17 protein-coding genes are annotated in these 17,212 nt (G+C 39.6%); 14 read left to right on the top strand and 3 right to left on the bottom strand.

Going from position 1 to position 17,212, the window contains the following annotated elements:
• Window positions 1–7: 7 nt before the first annotated feature.
• Window positions 8–2,314: a RelA/SpoT family protein gene (locus K6I41_RS16200; protein WP_005302395.1), complete on the top strand. Its 2,307-nt coding sequence runs from the start codon at window positions 8–10 to the stop codon at window positions 2,312–2,314.
• A gap of 48 nt (window positions 2,315–2,362) precedes the next feature.
• Here the strand turns inward: K6I41_RS16200 and K6I41_RS16195 are convergent, their stop codons facing one another.
• Complete coding sequence (locus K6I41_RS16195; RefSeq protein WP_107880761.1) at window positions 2,363–3,136, bottom strand: SDR family oxidoreductase; 774 nt, start codon at window positions 3,134–3,136, stop codon at window positions 2,363–2,365.
• Between the two features lie 112 nt (window positions 3,137–3,248).
• On the opposite strand from K6I41_RS16195, the gene mazG reads away from it, so the two are divergent.
• The 9 genes from mazG to yjgA all read left to right on the top strand — a co-directional run bounded on the left by mazG (window position 3,249) and on the right by yjgA (window position 9,885).
• Entirely contained in the window at window positions 3,249–4,055 is an 807-nt protein-coding gene (mazG, locus tag K6I41_RS16190) for a nucleoside triphosphate pyrophosphohydrolase (protein ID WP_192835852.1), read from the top strand.
• Window positions 4,024–4,428: a ComEA family DNA-binding protein gene (locus K6I41_RS16185; RefSeq protein WP_250374780.1), complete on the top strand. Its 405-nt coding sequence runs from the start codon at window positions 4,024–4,026 to the stop codon at window positions 4,426–4,428. The genes mazG and K6I41_RS16185 overlap by 32 nt, the downstream gene beginning before the upstream one ends.
• Before the next feature lie 125 nt (window positions 4,429–4,553).
• The gene (pcnB, locus tag K6I41_RS16180; RefSeq protein WP_250374779.1) at window positions 4,554–6,017 is read left to right on the top strand and encodes a polynucleotide adenylyltransferase PcnB; all 1,464 of its coding nucleotides are present in this window, start codon (window positions 4,554–4,556) and stop codon (window positions 6,015–6,017) included.
• A complete protein-coding gene (folK, locus tag K6I41_RS16175) occupies window positions 6,014–6,496 on the top strand; it encodes a 2-amino-4-hydroxy-6-hydroxymethyldihydropteridine diphosphokinase (protein WP_005302406.1) in 483 nt (160 codons plus the stop codon). Before pcnB ends, folK begins: the two co-directional genes overlap by 4 nt.
• A gap of 46 nt (window positions 6,497–6,542) precedes the next feature.
• A complete protein-coding gene (gene panB / locus K6I41_RS16170) occupies window positions 6,543–7,352 on the top strand; it encodes a 3-methyl-2-oxobutanoate hydroxymethyltransferase (RefSeq protein ID WP_004794557.1) in 810 nt (269 codons plus the stop codon).
• 3 nt (window positions 7,353–7,355) lie between these two features.
• A complete protein-coding gene (gene panC / locus K6I41_RS16165) occupies window positions 7,356–8,204 on the top strand; it encodes a pantoate--beta-alanine ligase (RefSeq protein WP_005302410.1) in 849 nt (282 codons plus the stop codon).
• Between the two features lie 24 nt (window positions 8,205–8,228).
• Window positions 8,229–9,080, top strand: coding sequence for an RNase adapter RapZ (rapZ, locus tag K6I41_RS16160; RefSeq protein ID WP_004794551.1), 852 nt, complete (start codon window positions 8,229–8,231; stop codon window positions 9,078–9,080).
• Entirely contained in the window at window positions 9,077–9,346 is a 270-nt protein-coding gene (locus K6I41_RS16155) for an HPr family phosphocarrier protein (RefSeq protein WP_013198928.1), read from the top strand. The genes rapZ and K6I41_RS16155 overlap by 4 nt, the downstream gene beginning before the upstream one ends.
• Window positions 9,347–9,348: 2 nt before the next feature.
• A complete protein-coding gene (yjgA, locus tag K6I41_RS16150; RefSeq protein ID WP_004794549.1) occupies window positions 9,349–9,885 on the top strand; it encodes a ribosome biogenesis factor YjgA in 537 nt (178 codons plus the stop codon).
• A gap of 46 nt (window positions 9,886–9,931) precedes the next feature.
• Here yjgA and K6I41_RS16145 read toward each other — a convergent pair whose 3' ends face one another.
• The gene (locus K6I41_RS16145; protein ID WP_250374778.1) at window positions 9,932–11,569 is read right to left on the bottom strand and encodes an acyl-CoA synthetase; all 1,638 of its coding nucleotides are present in this window, start codon (window positions 11,567–11,569) and stop codon (window positions 9,932–9,934) included.
• 393 nt (window positions 11,570–11,962) lie between these two features.
• On the opposite strand from K6I41_RS16145, the gene thrS reads away from it, so the two are divergent.
• The 4 genes from thrS (at window position 11,963) to K6I41_RS16125 (ending at window position 15,777) form a co-directional block, all read left to right on the top strand.
• Window positions 11,963–13,885 carry a threonine--tRNA ligase gene (gene thrS / locus K6I41_RS16140; RefSeq protein ID WP_250374777.1) on the top strand — a complete coding sequence of 641 codons (1,923 nt, stop codon included), beginning with the start codon at window positions 11,963–11,965 and terminating at the stop codon, window positions 13,883–13,885.
• 5 nt (window positions 13,886–13,890) lie between these two features.
• Window positions 13,891–14,442, top strand: coding sequence for a translation initiation factor IF-3 (gene infC, locus K6I41_RS16135; protein ID WP_081399203.1), 552 nt, complete (start codon window positions 13,891–13,893; stop codon window positions 14,440–14,442).
• 228 nt (window positions 14,443–14,670) lie between these two features.
• Window positions 14,671–15,291 carry a glutathione S-transferase N-terminal domain-containing protein gene (locus K6I41_RS16130; protein ID WP_005302422.1) on the top strand — a complete coding sequence of 207 codons (621 nt, stop codon included), beginning with the start codon at window positions 14,671–14,673 and terminating at the stop codon, window positions 15,289–15,291.
• Window positions 15,292–15,348: 57 nt separating this feature from the next.
• The gene (locus tag K6I41_RS16125) at window positions 15,349–15,777 is read left to right on the top strand and encodes a YqaA family protein (RefSeq protein WP_049837865.1); all 429 of its coding nucleotides are present in this window, start codon (window positions 15,349–15,351) and stop codon (window positions 15,775–15,777) included.
• 44 nt (window positions 15,778–15,821) lie between these two features.
• Here K6I41_RS16125 and nreB read toward each other — a convergent pair whose 3' ends face one another.
• The gene (nreB, locus tag K6I41_RS16120) at window positions 15,822–17,075 is read right to left on the bottom strand and encodes a nickel resistance MFS transporter NreB (RefSeq protein WP_013198924.1); all 1,254 of its coding nucleotides are present in this window, start codon (window positions 17,073–17,075) and stop codon (window positions 15,822–15,824) included.
• Between the last annotated feature and the right edge of the window lie 137 nt (window positions 17,076–17,212).

Here is a 17,212-nt window from a genome sequence, read left to right as displayed (position 1 = left end):
GAATGGTATGGTCACAGTACGTGAACAGTTACCTGAACAACTAACTGAGTTGTCCGAGGAAACGACTGTAGAGCATGCCGCCGAAACGCAAATCGGTTTAGCCTCATGGTTGGATCGGGTGCGTGAAATATTAGACGGGGCGAAGCTTGAACAGCTTGAGCAGGTTGCTCATTTAACCCTGCAAAAAGAGTTGGACTCAACGGTTAATCATCGTTCAAATACTTTCGCTACAGGCGTTGGAATGGCTGACATTCTGGCGCATCTCCATGTAGATGAAGATACTCTATCGGCAGCAATGCTCTATCGTAGTGTGCGTGAAGACATTACTGATATAGAAGAAGTAAAACAGAAATTTGGGGAGCAGGTCTATAACCTTGTCAAAGGCACTTTGGCAATGGGTAAGCTCTCGGAACTCATTGAGAAAAATAAACGGTTAGAAGATCATTTTAATAATAATCAACGAGAACATTTAAGTGGCATTTATAAAATGCTGATTTCGGTTACCGAAGATGTTCGTGTTGTTTTAATTAAACTTGCTGAACGTACCTATTCTTTACGAGAACTAGCAAATTCATCTCGTGAACGTCAAGAACGTGTAGCACGTGAAATTCTTACTATTTATTCGCCATTGGCGCATCGACTCGGTATTGCTCAGCTTAAATGGGAACTTGAAGATCTCGCTTTTCGCTATTTAGCGCCAGATCGTTATAAAGAAATTGCGTCATTACTGAATGAAAAACGTTTAGAGCGTGAGCATTATATTCAGTTCGTGATTGATCGTTTAAAAAATGAGTTAGCGTCTTACGGAATCGAGTCAGAAATCACAGGTCGAGCGAAGCACATTTATTCGATTTATCGAAAAATGAAAAGCAAAAACCTAAGTTTTGATCAGCTTTATGATATTCGTGCCTTACGTGTATTAGTCAATAGTGTTCCTGAGTGTTACCACTCTTTGGGTATTGTTCATCAAATCTGGCGTCATATTCCGCATCAGTTTGATGACTATATTACCAACCCGAAAGCAAATGGTTATCGCTCTTTGCATACTGCTGTAATTGCCGAGAATAAATCGCTTGAAGTACAAATTCGTACTCATGAGATGCATGACGAAGCAGAGTTAGGCGTATGTTCGCACTTTAACTATAAAGAAGGTTCAAAGAATACTGACCATTCCTTTAATCATCGTTTGCATTCATTGCGTGCTGTTTTAGAACACTATCAAGAGCGCAATGAAACGACGGTACATCAAAACGAAGATGAAACAGAAGGCTTTGAACAGTTACAAGACTTTGAAGGCTTTGAGAAGATTTACGTTTTTAGTCGTGATGGTGATATTAAGGAATTGCCACGTGGTTCAACAGTTTTAGATTTTGCTTACCATGTCCATACGGAAGTAGGCAACAAGTGTTATGCAGCGCGAGTTAACCAGCGTTATGTGCCACTTACCTATACTTTAAAAACTGGTGAGCAGGTTGAGATTTTAACTAAAAAAGATCGTGATCCAAACCGAGATTGGTTGGTCAATTCTTTAGGTTATATTAAAACCTCTCGTGCTCGTGACAAGCTGCGTCATTGGTTTAGACAGCAAGATCGTAGTAAAAATCTTGAAGTTGGCCGTGAACTTCTTAATAAAGAGTTAGCTCGTCTAGCGATTCACCCAAAAAGTATCGACCTAAATGATTACTCATCACATTTTAACGTGAAAACGGGTGATGACATTTTAGTGAGTTTAGTAAGCGGTGATATTAGCTTACATGCCTTGATTAATCAGGTGAACCGTCAAATGCATCTAGATCAGGATGAACCTGAACTAGTGCTTAAACCAGCATTAAATCCACGTGCTAGCCATACATTGTCGGCTCATGGAATCTTAATTGATGGTTTAGACAATGTAGAGCTGCACATCGCACAGTGCTGTCAGCCCGTACATGGTGAGTCAATCGCTGGATATATTACTTTGAACCGTGGTGTTAGCATCCACAAAGTCATTTGTTCAGACTACCAACGTATGATTAAGCAAGAACCAGAGCGTGCTGTTGAAGCCGATTGGGAAATGCAGCCAACACGTGGTCAAAGCGTTCAAATTGTGGTGGAAGCGTATGATCGTCGTGGTCTGCTTAAAGACTTAACTCAAGTGATTTTCTCTGACCAAATCAATATTCGTCAGGTCAATACAATTTCTGAGGCAGATGGTATTGCCAATATGAAGTTGCTCATTGAGGTTAAGGGTTTAGCACAGCTTTCTCGCTTATTGGCTCGCTTAGAGCAACAGCCTGGAATTATTAGTGCGCGACGCATGATCCAAGGTGTTTAAATAAATTGAGTAAAAAGGCTGTCAAATGACAGCCTTTTTTATATTGGATTATTTTCTCGATAAATAAATGTTAGTAAGTCGGTTTAAAAACTGAGGGCTTAAAGTCGAGAGTTGGTAAAGCAGTTTGGTTTTTATGCCAACTGGAGTGTGAGTAGGCGTCCAGAAATGAGCCTTTTTCTCTACAAGTGTAAGCACCTGCTGAGCAATATCATTTGGAGTTAAATCTATCCCCATATTTTGAATTGTACCTGCATCCATATTGTTAACCATTGCAGTTTGCACAAACAGCGGCATCACATCTAAAACGCGAATACCATATTTTTTCCATTCCACATCTAAACCTTCAGTAATTCCGCGAACAGCAAATTTACTGGCTGAGTAAGAAATAAGGTCAGCTTGCCCATAAATTGCAGAAGCTGAAGATAGATTGATAACACGTGCAAAAGACGCTTGCTTTAAATAAGGTAGGGCAGCATGACAGCCATTGATGACACCGTTTACATTAATATTTATTGTTCTTTGGTGAGCTTTAATATCAGTTGTTTCAAATGCACCAGAATATAAAATACCGGCATTATTTACTAAGATGTTGAGTTCGCCAGCCCATTCAGTAAATTCTTTTAATATGTGTTGCCATTGGTCGTAATCACTTACATCTAGATAGCCGGCACGGGCATTTGGCCCTAAGTCGTTTGCTAATTCTTGAGCAAGCGATTCATTAATATCATAAATGCCTACTTTATATCCTTGTTTGTAGAATACGCGTGCAATTTCAGCCCCAATACCTTGAGCGGCACCACTAATCAGAATACTGTATCTCATCTTTTTTCTCTTTGTCAGTACAATAGTGCGACTGATTTAATCGCTGTGATTTTGATCATAACAAATTAAAATCTTAGTTTTACTGACCGACTTTTTAAACTTGAGGATTACCATGGATAAATTGCTTAAAATCATGCAAGAGTTACGAGAAAAATGTCCGTGGGATCAACAACAAACCCCAATGTCACTGACTAAATATGCGATTGAAGAAGCATATGAAGTTGAGGCTGCTGTTCGTCAGGGTAATATCGATGAAATCAGAAATGAGCTAGGCGATTTGTTATTACAAGTCGTATTTCAATCACAAATGTTTAGTGAGCAAGCTGCTTTTAACTTTCAAGATGTGGTTGAGGCAATAAGTGAAAAGTTAATTCGCCGCCATCCACATGTTTTTCAGGCAGATCAATTTAATAATTTAACGCCAGAGCAAGTAAGTGAGCTTTGGAAACAAATTAAACAGCAAGAAAAACAAGGCAAGCCGCAATCAAGGTTGGACGAAATTAAGCATGGACCAGCTCTATTGCAGGCACAAGAAATTCAAGAAAATGTCGCAAAAGTTGGGTTTGACTTTGAAACCGTAGAAGATGCTTATGGAAAACTAGAAGAAGAGCTAGATGAGTTTAAGCAAGCACTAAAAAATCAAAATATTGATGAAATTCAAGATGAATTTGGAGATTGCCTGTTTTCATTAGTCAATGTAGGACGTAAACTTGCGATTTCAAGTGAAACATCACTTTTATCAACAATACATAAATTTAGAAGTCGTTTTGCTTTTATTGAAGATCAAGCACGAAAACAGCAAAGAACATTAGAAGATATGACCTTGTCTGAAATGGATGAATTGTGGAATCAGGCAAAGCGGCAGTTAAGATTAGGGGAAAAAACACATGCATCTCAGCATGAATCTTTGGAAGAGTAAGTCTTATATTTTTATTGTTTTATTTTGGAGCCTGATTTCTTCAACCTTTGTTCAGGCTCAATCTTTTGATCAAAATTTTAAGGAGTGGAAGGCTAAACAGCAGATGTATGATCAGAAGTTGAGCATGCAACACTCCTCGCATTCTAGCGTTCCCAAAAGCTCAGTTATAACTGACTCTTCGGGACAAGTTCACTTGAATCAAGCCAATATTGATGAGCTTCAAAAGCTAAAAGGTATTGGTGAGAAAAAGGCTCAAGCGATTGTAGAATACCGTCAAAAGAATGGTGGCTTTAAAAATATTGATGAATTTAAAAACGTAAAGGGCATTGGTCCAGCCATTTTTGAAAAGAATAAAGCACGTTTGACTTTATAAATCATCTGTTTGTCAATTGTCATTTCATGCGCAAACTACAGAGAATCAAATTGCCCTTTGTGTGCGTTAGAGCTATGATTAGCGACAACTTGTTATTTACGTCCTGACGTAGGAGACAGCGTCTTTTGCAAACCTTGCGAGCGTCAAAATGTGGTTTGTCCACAGCCCAACTTCCTTCTTCGATTTTAGATGTGATCGATAGCCTGACTAAAGCTGGCTATGAAGCTTATATTGTTGGGGGTGGTGTCCGTGATTTAATGCTAGGGTTTAATCCTAAAGATTTCGATGCAGTGACCAATGCGACACCTTCTCAAATTAAAGAAGTTTTTGGCAGACGTTGCCGAATCATTGGTCGTCGATTTGAATTGGCACATGTCTATTCAGGGCGTGAGCTTATTGAAGTTGCTACATTCCGTGCCCCTCCTAAAAAAGCAGTCACTAGTGCCTCAGGCATGATTTTACGTGACAATAATTGGGGGACTATCGAACAAGACTTTGCTCGACGTGACTTTTCAATCAATACGCTATATTACCAACCGCGTAAGAGTATTGTGCTCGATTTCTGCAAAGCAATTGACGATGTAAAAAATAAAACTCTACGTTTATTGGGCGATCCTGCACAGCGCTTCGAAGAAGACCCAGTGCGTATGCTGCGAACTCTACGTTTTGCAGCCAAGTTAAATTTCAAAATTGATTCAAATATTCTCGATATCTTTGATGCTGAAATGACGCAATTGCTGCGTGATGTCTCTCCGCATCGTTTATACGATGAATCTCAGAAGCTGTTCACAATGGGGCATTTGGCGCGTGTTTTGCCAATGTTGATTGAGTTTGGTGTCTGGAAGCAACTCTTTGCAGATATTCAGCCTAACCTCACTCCATTTATTTTAAGAGCAGCAAAAAATACAGATCAACGTATTCAGGTTGGGAAAACAATTAACCCAGCATTTTTCTATGCAGTGTTATTGTGGCAACCATTTTTAGAGCGTTGTGAGTTTTATTTATCTAAAGGTATTGTGCCGGCTGAAGCCCGTGCGCAGGCTGGTTTAGATGTCTTAAAACGTCAAGCAACACGCACAGTTATTCCTCGCTTTGCAGAAACTTTTATTCGTGAAGTTTGGGAAATGCAGACCCGTTTGCTCAATCCAAAACCACAGCAAATAGAAGCATTGGCTGGACATGCTCGTTTCCGTGCAGGTTTTGACTTCTTATTACTTCGTGAAAAGTCAGGTGATGACACAACACAAGGAATGGGAAGCTGGTGGGAAGCCTACCAAGAAATGTCAAATGACGAAAAAGAAGCTGCGATTAGCCAATATAATCGTCAGAAAGCTAGAAACCGTCGTAAAGCTGCTGCTGATCCTATTGAAAATAATAAAGTTGACACCGAAATTGAACCTTTGGTTGATATTCCGGAACCACGCACTCGCCGTGGGAAAAAAGAACGTACTAGACAAGATCAGGCAGTTGGCCGATTTGTTGAAAAAGCGATTACTTCTGAAGCAGGCGTGATGGGTGATCATCCAATTTTAAAACGTAAGCGGGTACAACGTGATTTAAGCCAAGTCGTCTTTGGGCCAACGCAATGACAATAACCACTTATATTGGTTTAGGAAGTAATTTAGGCGATTCACGTCAAATTTTATCTGAAGCCATTGCTAAGCTTAAGACGTTAGGAATGGTTAAAGTCTCTAGACTTTATCAAAGTCCGCCTATGGGACCTCAAGATCAGCCAAATTATTTAAATGCAGTTGCAAAATTAATTACCGATCTTGCGCCCTTAGATTTACTGGATCATTTACAACGTTTTGAGCAAGAAGCTGGTCGTGTACGGCTTCGTCGTTGGGGTGAGCGAACCTTAGATCTGGATTTGCTTATTTATGGCAATGAAAAAATTCACAATGAGCGCTTAACTGTGCCGCACATAGGCATTCTACAACGAGATTTCGTTGTGATTCCTTTATTAGATTTAGATGCTGATTTACAGATTAATGATCAGCCACTTAAAAATTTAGAACTGATACAGCAGCCAACGCTGACTGTACTTGCGGATGAGTCTTGGGCTTAAGCTCTCGATTCATTATGTTCTGCAAACTCCTGTAGAGGATATCATCATGATTAGTCTAAGTGACTTAAGAAAATTTAAAGCCGAAGGACGTAAGTTCTCTTGTCTAACTTGTTACGATGCAAGCATGGCAAAAGCAATGGAACTTGCTGAAATTGATACAATCTTAATTGGTGATTCTCTTGGAATGGCAATTCAAGGGCGAGATTCAACTTTGCCAGTAACCGTTGAAGATATGGCTTATCATACGGCAGCGGTGCGCCGTGGTAATCAGCATGCCTTGATTATGACGGACTTGCCATTTATGAGTTATGCAACCTTGAATGATGCTTTGCAAAATGCAAGAACAGTCATGCAAGCTGGCGCTCAAATGGTGAAAATCGAAGGCGGTGCATGGTTAAGTGAAATCGTGCAGGTTTTAACCCGTAATGGTGTACCTGTTTGTGTACATTTAGGCTTAACACCTCAATCTGTACATGTATTCGGTGGCTATAAATTACAAGCTAGAACACGTGAAGCAGCAGATCAGCTTATTGCTGATTGTACAGCAGTGGTTGAGGCGGGTGCAGCGGTATTATTACTTGAATGTGTTCCTGCTCAGTTGGGTCAAGAAATTGCTGAATTATTCCCAAATACGCCTGTAATTGGTATTGGTGCAGGTAATGCAACCGATGGTCAAGTACTGGTTGTACAAGATATGTTGGGTTTAACTTTTGGTCGAGTTGCGCGTTTTGTACGTAACTTTATGAAAGAGCAATCAGGTGAAACTGCTATTTTAGACGCTTTCAAAGCTTTTCATGCTGCTGTGCAGGATCAGTCATTCCCTGCCAAAGAACATACTTTTCACGTTGAGCTGTAATTCATGAAAACAGAAACCACCATACAAGGTCTTGCAGCTTCTTTAAATCCTGCTAGAGCTGCACGTAAAATTATTGGTTTTGTCCCAACAATGGGAAATCTACATGAAGGGCATCTCACACTTGTTCGTGAAGCGAAAAAGCTATGTGATGTTGTGGTTGTAAGCATCTTCGTAAATCCGACTCAATTTGGCCCAGGCGAAGATTTTGACAATTATCCTCGTACTTTAGAGCAAGATAGTCGCCTACTTGCCGATGTTGGGTGTGACATTATTTTTGCGCCATCAGTTGAGCAAATGTACGGTACACAACCGCGTTTAACGAACATCAGTGTCAGCCAGATTACAGATGCTTTATGTGGTAGTTCACGTCCAGGGCACTTTGATGGTGTCGCTTTGGTTGTAACTAAGCTCTTTAATATTGTGCAACCGAATTACGCTTTCTTTGGACAAAAAGATTACCAACAGTTAGCCGTTATTCGTCAGTTTGTACAAGATTTAAATATTCCTTTAGAAGTAATTGGCGTGCCAATTGTTCGTGCAGCAGATGGTTTGGCGCTTAGCTCAAGAAATGGTTATTTAAGCGCTGAGCACCGTCAGATTGCTCCGGTTATTTATCAAAGTTTGAAGCAGGCTGAGCAACAGTTACATCAAGGCAAAGATTTGCAACAAGTTGTAGAAGATATCAAAACTCAGTTGACAGATAATGGCTTTGTTGTTGATTATGTCGAAGCTCGTCAGACAAATCTGTTACCTGCTGCTCAATTTGATCGTGATATTGTGTTGTTTGTCGCGGCAAAACTTGGTGCAACTCGTTTGATTGACAATTTAGAAGTTGCCTTTACACCCCAATAAAAGAGATCAAAGGACAGCCATGCCATGAAGCGTATACTTATCGTGACAGGACAGTCTGGTTCAGGAAAATCTTCGGCCCTTCAAGTATTAGAAGATTTGGGCTATTACTGTATTGATAATTTGCCTTTGGCATTGCTGCCTGAAATTGTGGCAAAGCTAGATCATGAAAACAATCTGGAGCAATTAGCTTTAGGAGTGGATGTAAGAAGTACTCGGGCAGATATGCAAGAGTTCGATCATGTGTTTGAGCAATTACAAAGACATGGAACTGTTGATGTTATTTACTTGACGACACAAGATCAGGATCTGATTGCGCGTTTTAGTGCATCGCGTCGCCCGCATCCATTAGCTAATCGTTTTAAAAGTCTGTTGCAATGTATTCATGAAGAAAAGCAGTTACTGCTTCCAATTCAGTTCCGCGCTACGGTTCATATTGATACAACGGATAAAAGCGTTCATGATTTAAAGCATATTTTACTGTCTAAATTAGGGCAGTCAGATAAGCTTATTGTCATATTGCAGTCATTTGGATATAAACATGGCATTCCTTTAGATGCCGATTATGTTTTTGATGTACGGCATTTACCAAATCCGCATTGGGATTTAGAATTAAGACGTTTTTCTGGTTTGGATGAGCCAGTAAGACTATTTTTAGAAGCAAGTCCGCAAGCAAACGAAATGTTTGATGATATTCTTCACTTCTTAAAAAAATGGCTTCCCGCATTTGCTGAAGGACATCGTCACTATATGACGATTTCTATTGGTTGCACTGGGGGGCAACATCGTTCGGTTTATATCGTAGATAGACTAAAACAAGCACTTGAGGCAGAATGGTCTGTTCAGGTCTTACACAGAGAAATGAAGCACTGGTCATGATAGACACAACTGTTGATGTAATTAATAAACTCGGTTTACATGCTCGTGCATCAGGAAAACTGATAGAGGTCACTACAAAGTTTCGTTCGTCGATCCAGATTGGAAAAGGCGATCATTTGGTAGATGCAAAAAATATTATGTCTTTGCTGATGTTAGGTGCAGGTAAAGGGACCACTTTGCGATTGGTCATTGATGGTACCGACGAAGAGCAGGCATTAAATGAAGTACTGGCGTTATTCGCAGCAAAATTTTATGAGGCAGATTAATCGTGGCACGTGGTTCCCAACGTTATACTGAAGAAGATTTCGGTTCTTTAGAAGGGCGTGCAAGTAAAACCGAACAGAAAAAAGCAGTGCAACGTATGGCTGCTTTAGGTGAGCAACTCGCACAACTTTCTATTAAACAAATTCAGAAACTTCCAGTTGATGAGCGTTTAATTGATGCTTTAATGGAAGTGCAGAACATTAGTTCTTTTGAAGCACGTCGTCGCCAATTTCAACGTATTGGTAAGTTATTGCGCAATGAAGATGAGACGATTATCTTGTCTTATTTAACCCCGCAGCAAGGCGCAAAAAGACAGGCTCAATTAATGCGTTGGGTTGACCGCATGATTGAACAGGGTGATCCTGCAATTAATGAATTTAGTAAAATTTATAATGCATCGGAACGTCACACTTTGCGTCAGCATGTGTTGAGAATCAACCGCGATAAAACTCAACAGGCGAGTGAAGCAGATATTGAGGCATCAAAAGTTAAATTTGTTAACTATGTGCAGCAAATCGCATTATTGTCTGATCAAGGCTAAATGCGCTTAAATAAAAAAGCGACGCTCGAGGCGTCGCTTTTTTTATTTATATATTTTCAGCACGTTCTTTTGCCCATTCTCGCAAAATAAATTTCTGTAATTTACCGGTTGATGTTTTTGGAATTTCTGTAATAACCACATCTTTAGGAACTTTAAAGCGTGCTAACTCTTTTTGGCAATGTTCAATAATTTCTTCAGGTGTTGCTGTGGCACCCATTTTTAATTCAATAAATGCGCAGGGTACTTCTTGCCAACGGGCATCGGGTTTAGCGACGACGGCAGCAGTTAGAACAGCAGGGTGTCTATACAACACATCTTCTACTTCTAGAGATGAAATATTTTCTCCACCTGAAATAATAATGTCTTTTGATCGGTCAGTAATTTTTGCATAACCATCGGGATGGCAAACGGCTAAGTCTCCCGTGTGGAACCATCCGCCAGCAAAAGCTTCTTGAGTTGCTTGAGGGTTCTTTAAATAGCCTTTCATGACAATATTGCCACGAAACATAATTTCCCCCATGGTTTGTCCATCATTCGGGACAGGCTGCATTGTTTCAGGGTCTAGCACACGCATACTGTCTTGTAGTGGGTAGGGCACACCTTGACGGGAATGAAGCTGAGCTTGCTCAGCAATTGAAAGTTCATTCCATCCTGATTGTGAAGCACACAAGGCAGAAGGACCATATGTTTCTGTTAAGCCATAAACATGGTTGACGTTAATTCCCATGTTTCGCATACCTTCAATGATAGCAACTGGAGGAGCTGCTCCAGCAACCATCACTTCAACATGGTGATCAAAGTTGGTTTGTTTTTCTTTAGGTAAGTTAATAATCATTGAAAGAACAATCGGTGCACCACAGAAATAATCAACTTTATGTTCTGCAATGAGTTGCATGATTAATTCTGGGTCGACTTTCCGCAAACAAATATTCGTTCCACCGCTTGCTGCGATACTCCATGCAAAACACCAGCCATTACAATGGAAAAGCGGTAATGTCCATAAATACACAGCACGAGGTTTCATGCCACAGGCTAAGATATTGCTTGCAGCATTCAGATAAGCCCCACGATGATGATAAACCACGCCTTTAGGATTACCTGTAGTTCCAGATGTATAATTTAAGCTAATTGCATCCCATTCATCTTTTGGTAAATGCCATACAAAGTTAATATCGCCTTGGGCTATCCATTCTTCATATTCAAAAGAACCGATAAATTGATTTTCACCTTCATATTCATCATCAGCTACATCAATCACAATAATGTGTTGGTCAGGAATAAGAGAGAGGGCTTCTCTTGCCAAATTAACAAATTCAGGGTCAACCAACAGCACTTTACTTTCAGCATGTTCAAGCATGAAAGCTATGGTTTTTGCATCTAAGCGAGTATTGAGTGTATTAAGTACGGCACCAGCCATTGGAACTGCGAAATGTGCTTCAACCATGGCAGGAATATTTGGTAATAAGACCGACACCGTATCATTTTTTTCAATTCCCAGTTGTTTGAGCTGAGAAGCAAACTGGCAACAACGTTGGTAAGTTTCTTTCCATGAAATTTGGCGCTTACCATGAATAATCGAAGCTTGATTTGGATAAATATAAGCTGCACGCTCTAAGTAGCGTAGAGGTGACAATGCAACAAAGTTTGCGGGTGTGCGTGGTAACTCATCATAAGCACTAACCATGGTAAACAACTCCGTGTTCTATTTTTAATTCATTCTTTGAAAATATGACTTAATACGCATCAAAGCATCTATGCTTTAGTCTTAAACAGAAATACCCTTCAGTCAGAAAATGAGCAAAAATGCTATTTTCTTCATCTTAAACCACTTGCGCTGAGTGTGTTTAAAAAATCTTCCCAATATATTTTTAAGTCATTTATTGCTGTTTACCTGATAAGCAAAATGTATTTATGATTTTGTGGGCTCAAAGGTTTTCACTTTGCTTGAACAAGTGTAAAATCTTTCAGGTTTTTTAATTTTGATTTACACCGTTTTTATATTTTGAGGTTCGCCTCGATCATAATCTCGCGGTGAAATGCTCCTTCGTATAGGGCATCACTCCTTAAGGATTTTTTTATGCCAATTATCACATTGCCAAATGGCGATCAAAAAAGTTTTGATCACGCTGTATCTGTTATGGAAGTTGCCCAAAGTATCGGGCCTGGTCTAGCAAAAAATACTGTTGCCGGACGTGTAAATGATCGCTTAGTTGATGCATGTGACTTAATTACCGAAGATTCGACCTTACAAATTATCACTCCAAAAGATGAAGAAGGTCTTGAAGTTATTCGCCATTCTTGTGCACACCTTGTAGGACATGCTGTTAAACAGCTATTCCCTGAAGCCAAGATGGTGATTGGTCCAGTCATTGAAGAAGGTTTTTACTACGACATCTGGATGCCTCGTCCGTTTACATTAGACGATATGGCAGCGATCGAAGAGCGCATGAAAAAGCTCATCGACCAAGATTACGATGTCGTTAAAAAAATGACACCACGTGATGAAGTAATTGCTGAATTTACTGCACGTGGCGAAGAATACAAATTACGCTTGATTGCAGACATGCCTGAAGAAACACAAATGGGCTTGTACTACCATCAAGATTATTTGGATATGTGCCGTGGTCCACACGTACCAAACACCAAATTCTTAAAATCATTCAAGCTGACAAAAATCTCTGGCGCTTACTGGCGCGGTGATGCGAAGAATGAACAGCTTCAACGTATTTATGGTACAGCATGGGCTGATAAGAAACAGCTTGCTGCGTACATTAAGCGTATTGAAGAAGCTGAAAAGCGTGACCACCGTAAAATTGGTAAAGCCTTAGACTTGTTCCATATGCAAGAAGAAGCACCGGGTATGGTGTTCTGGCATCCAAATGGTTGGACGATTTACCAAGTTCTTGAACAATACATGCGTAAAGTTCAGCAAGACAATGGTTACCTCGAGATTAAAACTCCGCAAATCGTAGACTTTACGCTTTGGGAAAAATCTGGTCATGCGGCAAACTACGCTGACAACATGTTTACGACTCATTCTGAAAGTCGTAATTATGCGGTTAAGCCAATGAACTGCCCATGTCACGTGCAAGTTTTCAACCAAGGTTTGAAGTCTTACCGTGATTTACCAATTCGTTTAGCCGAGTTCGGTTCTTGCCATCGTAACGAACCATCTGGTTCTTTACACGGTATTATGCGTGTACGCGGTTTTACACAAGATGATGCTCATATCTTCTGTACTAAAGAACAAATTGGTCAAGAAGTTGCAGATTTTATCAAGCTCACTTTAGATGTTTATAAAGATTTTGGCTTTGAAGAAGTGCAAATGAAATTGTCTACACGTCCAGAAAAACGTGTGGGTGATGACGCGCTTTGGGATATGGCTGAGAAATCTTTAGCAGATGCTTTAGATGCAGCGGGTCTTGAGTGGGAACTACAGCCAGGTGAAGGTGCGTTCTACGGTCCGAAAATTGAATTCTCATTGAAAGACTGTCTCGGACGTGTATGGCAATGTGGTACTATTCAGTGTGACTTCAACTTACCAGAGCGTTTAGATGCGTCTTACGTAACTGAAGACAATGATCGTGATCAGCCTGTTATGTTGCATCGTGCAATTCTTGGCAGTTTTGAACGTTTTATTGGTATACTAATTGAACACTACGCTGGTTTCATGCCACCTTGGTTGTCGCCGTTACAAGCATGTGTTATGAATATTACTGACTCTCAAGCTGAGGCTTGTGAGAAAGTCGTAGCAAAACTCAAAGAAAATGGTCTTCGTGCTATTTCTGACTTGAGAAACGAAAAAATCGGATTTAAGATTCGTGAGCGTACTTTAGAGCGTATTCCTTACCTGTTGGTTCTTGGTGATCGAGAAGTTGAAGAAGGTACAGTGAATGTACGTACGCGCTCAGGAAAAAATTTAGGTACTATGTCAGTAGATGCATTCATTGACTTAGTGAAGTCTGCCGTCGCCGAACGCGGCCGGTATATTGTGGAGTAAGAAAGATTAAACAGCCTGACCGTAACCAACAACAAGGTGCAAAAAGCAACCGTCCAGCAATTAACGATGAGATCCGTGCAAAAGAAGTACGCCTCGTCGGTGCTGAAGGTGAGCAAAAAGGAATTGTTTCATTAAGTGAAGCACTGCGTGCTGCTGAAGAGGTTGAACTTGATCTTGTTGAGATCGTTGCAAACGCCGAGCCGCCTGTTTGTAAAATTATGGATTACAACAAGCACTTGTTTGACCTTAAGCAGAAGCAAAAAGATGCGAAGAAAAAACAGCATCAAGTGCAAGTGAAGGAAATCAAACTGCGCCCTGCAACTGATGTTGGTGATTATCAAGTTAAGCTTCGTGCTATTTTGAAATTCCTTGAAGAAGGAAACAAAGTGAAGATCACTTTACGTTTCCGTGGTCGTGAAATGGCTCATCAACAACTTGGCTTAGCTCAATTGCAAAAAATTGAAGCAGACGTGGCTGAGTATGGGGTTGTGGAACAAGCACCAAAAATGGAAGGCCGTCAAATGGGTATGTTACTTGGACCGAAAAAGAAAAAGTAATACTCAAAAAAAGCACTGCAAAAGCAGTGCTTTTTTTTACTCTAATATTAATAAAAAATATCACTTAACTTTTCTTTGTTCAGTTTTATTTAAGACAATTGCTATATTTTTTTAAGAAATTCAATTCACGAATTTTATGTGTTTTTTAGTGTTGGAAATCTCATCGCTCCTCTTAAAACATGATATAACGCAAGACGCAGTCATGATAACGATGAATAGGAAAATAGAATGATTGATCTATATTATTGGGGCACTCCCAATGGACATAAAATCACAATTGCCTTAGAAGAAATGGGATTGGATTACACCCTTTACCCAATTAATATTTTAGAAAATGATCAATTTCAACCAGATTTCCTGAGAATTTCCCCAAATAACAAAATTCCTGCGATTGTTGATCAAAATGGACCTCGTGGTGAGCCGATATCTATATTTGAATCGGGTGCTATCTTGCAATATCTAGGTCGAAAAACTGGATTATTTTATCCAGATGATGAACAAGAGCGAGTTGAGGTTGAGCAGTGGCTCATGTGGCAAATGGGCGGGTTAGGACCTATGCTTGGGCAAAATCATCATTTTAATCGTTTCGCCCCAGAAAAAATTCCCTATGCCATAGATCGCTATGTAAATGAAACTAAACGTTTATATGGTGTACTTAATAAACAATTAATTGGTCAGAAGTTTGTTGCTGGTGAGTACTCGATTGCTGACATGGCAATTTTACCTTGGATCTTGCGTTATGAATGGCAAGGTATTCAACTTGAAGACTATCCATATGTACAAGAATATATTGTGCGCTTAACAGCACGTCCAGCAGTTCAGAAAGCACTATCAATTAAAGTAGCTTAATTTCTTGCCTAGATTTAATAAATGCTTAAAGCAAAAAGTCATTTGGTATAATTGCTTATGCTGAGTTACTTTTTGCTTTTTATCAGTGCTTTTGGTGCTGCCACATTATTACCTCTACAGTCTGAAGCGGTGTTGGTAACTTTATTATTAAAGGGACAATATTCAGCTTTGCTTTTAATCGGTACTGCTACTTTGGGTAATGTCTTAGGTTCTTGTGTCAATTGGTGGTTAGGCCTAAAGATAGAGCAGTTTAAACATCGAAAGTGGTTTCCAGTTTCTGAAAAGCGTTTAGAACAAGCCCAGCGCTTTTATCATAAGTATGGCTTTTACTCTTTACTTTTAAGTTGGGCGCCTATTATTGGTGATCCAATTACTTTGGTTGCTGGACTCTTCAAAGAAAATTTTTGGCGCTTCCTTGGTATTGTTATTATTGCTAAAGCAGGGCGCTATTTGTTTATTTACTGGGTGGTGATGGGTTTTATTTAAAATAAAAAAGCATCCGAAGATGCTTTGATTTATAAATCTTTAAATTAATCTTCTGAGCTTCTGGTGATATCAACTTTAAATAGATCGTTCGTTTTGATCCAACAGAAAGTCACAACAACCAGCGTCATGCAGCCTCCAAAAATTGTAGCGGTAATCGTGCCTAAATATTTAGCAGCTAAACCTGATTCAAAGGCCCCTAATTCATTACTCGAAGATACAAACATCCCGTTTACGGCAGCAACGCGGCCTCGCATATTTTCTGGTGGGAAAATTTGCAAAATGGTTTGTCTTACCACAACAGAAATACTGTCACATGCGCCTGTCATAGCAAGAGCAAAAAGAGATAACCACATATTGTTTGAGAAGGCGAACAGAATAGTAAATATTCCAAAACCTGCTACAGCAAGTAACATGTTACGCCATGCATGCTGAGTTGGCGGAAAGCGAGTCAAAGCAATCATGGTAATAAGTGCACCAATAGATGGAGCAGCTCGTAAATATCCAAGCCCTTCCGGACCGACTTTTAATATATCTTCTGCGAAAATTGGTAATAACGCGATAACCCCACCAAATAAAACAGAAGCTAAATCAAGAGAAATCGCCCAAAGAACAATTTTGGTTTTCCAGATAAAACGGAAACCGTCTCCTAGGCTTTCTAAAATATTGTCCGTTTCAATTTTGGGGAAATCACGTTTATGCAATAAGTTAATTAAAATAAAGCAAATACCAAGCAAAACAGCAACGCTAAATAGGCTGGTTTCTCTACCTAAATAAGCAAGCATAAAACCACCCAGCATTGGTCCAATAATTACACCACTTTGCCAGCCGATGGTTGTCCATGTCGCACCATTTGCATAAAGTTCGCGTGGAATTAAAAATGGTTTTAAAGATGTTGCAGAAGGATTGTAGAAACCGCGGATTGTTCCTAAGCCAAAAATAACAGCATAAATGCCCCAAGAAAGGAAGCTAACACTGATATGCCCTAAACCATGTAAGTGGAAAAGTAACCATAAAACCAAGGGAAGGGGAACCGAAAAAAATAAACAGATTTTCATAATAATCTGTTTATTAAACCTATCTGCAAAATAGCCTCCCCAAAGAGAAAGGGCAATAAAAGGAATGGCTTCTGCAAGTCCGATTAAACCTAAAGTCAGTGGGTCTTTGGTGATTTGGTATAATGAATAGGCAACAATAATTTCTTGAATCAAAATTGCGAGCGTTAAGCAAAACTGATTGATCGTAACGATAGAGAAGTCTCGATACCGTAATGCAGCGAAAGCATCATTTTGTATATTCATATTCTTTTGAATTGAAGAGATTGCACTTATTATAGGCGATGATTTTGTGGATTTTCTCGTAATTTGATAATTGATTATAGAAAATATCGTTTATATAAAATAGACAATTTACTATCAAAAAATGAGCATTTTACTTT

Origin of the sequence: Acinetobacter sp. AS23 (assembly GCF_023612055.1) — a bacterium.
Classification (GTDB): domain Bacteria; phylum Pseudomonadota; class Gammaproteobacteria; order Pseudomonadales; family Moraxellaceae; genus Acinetobacter; species Acinetobacter oleivorans.
The sequence above is the reverse complement of the archived record's forward strand: the minus strand, read 5'-3'. Positions and strand labels throughout refer to the sequence as shown.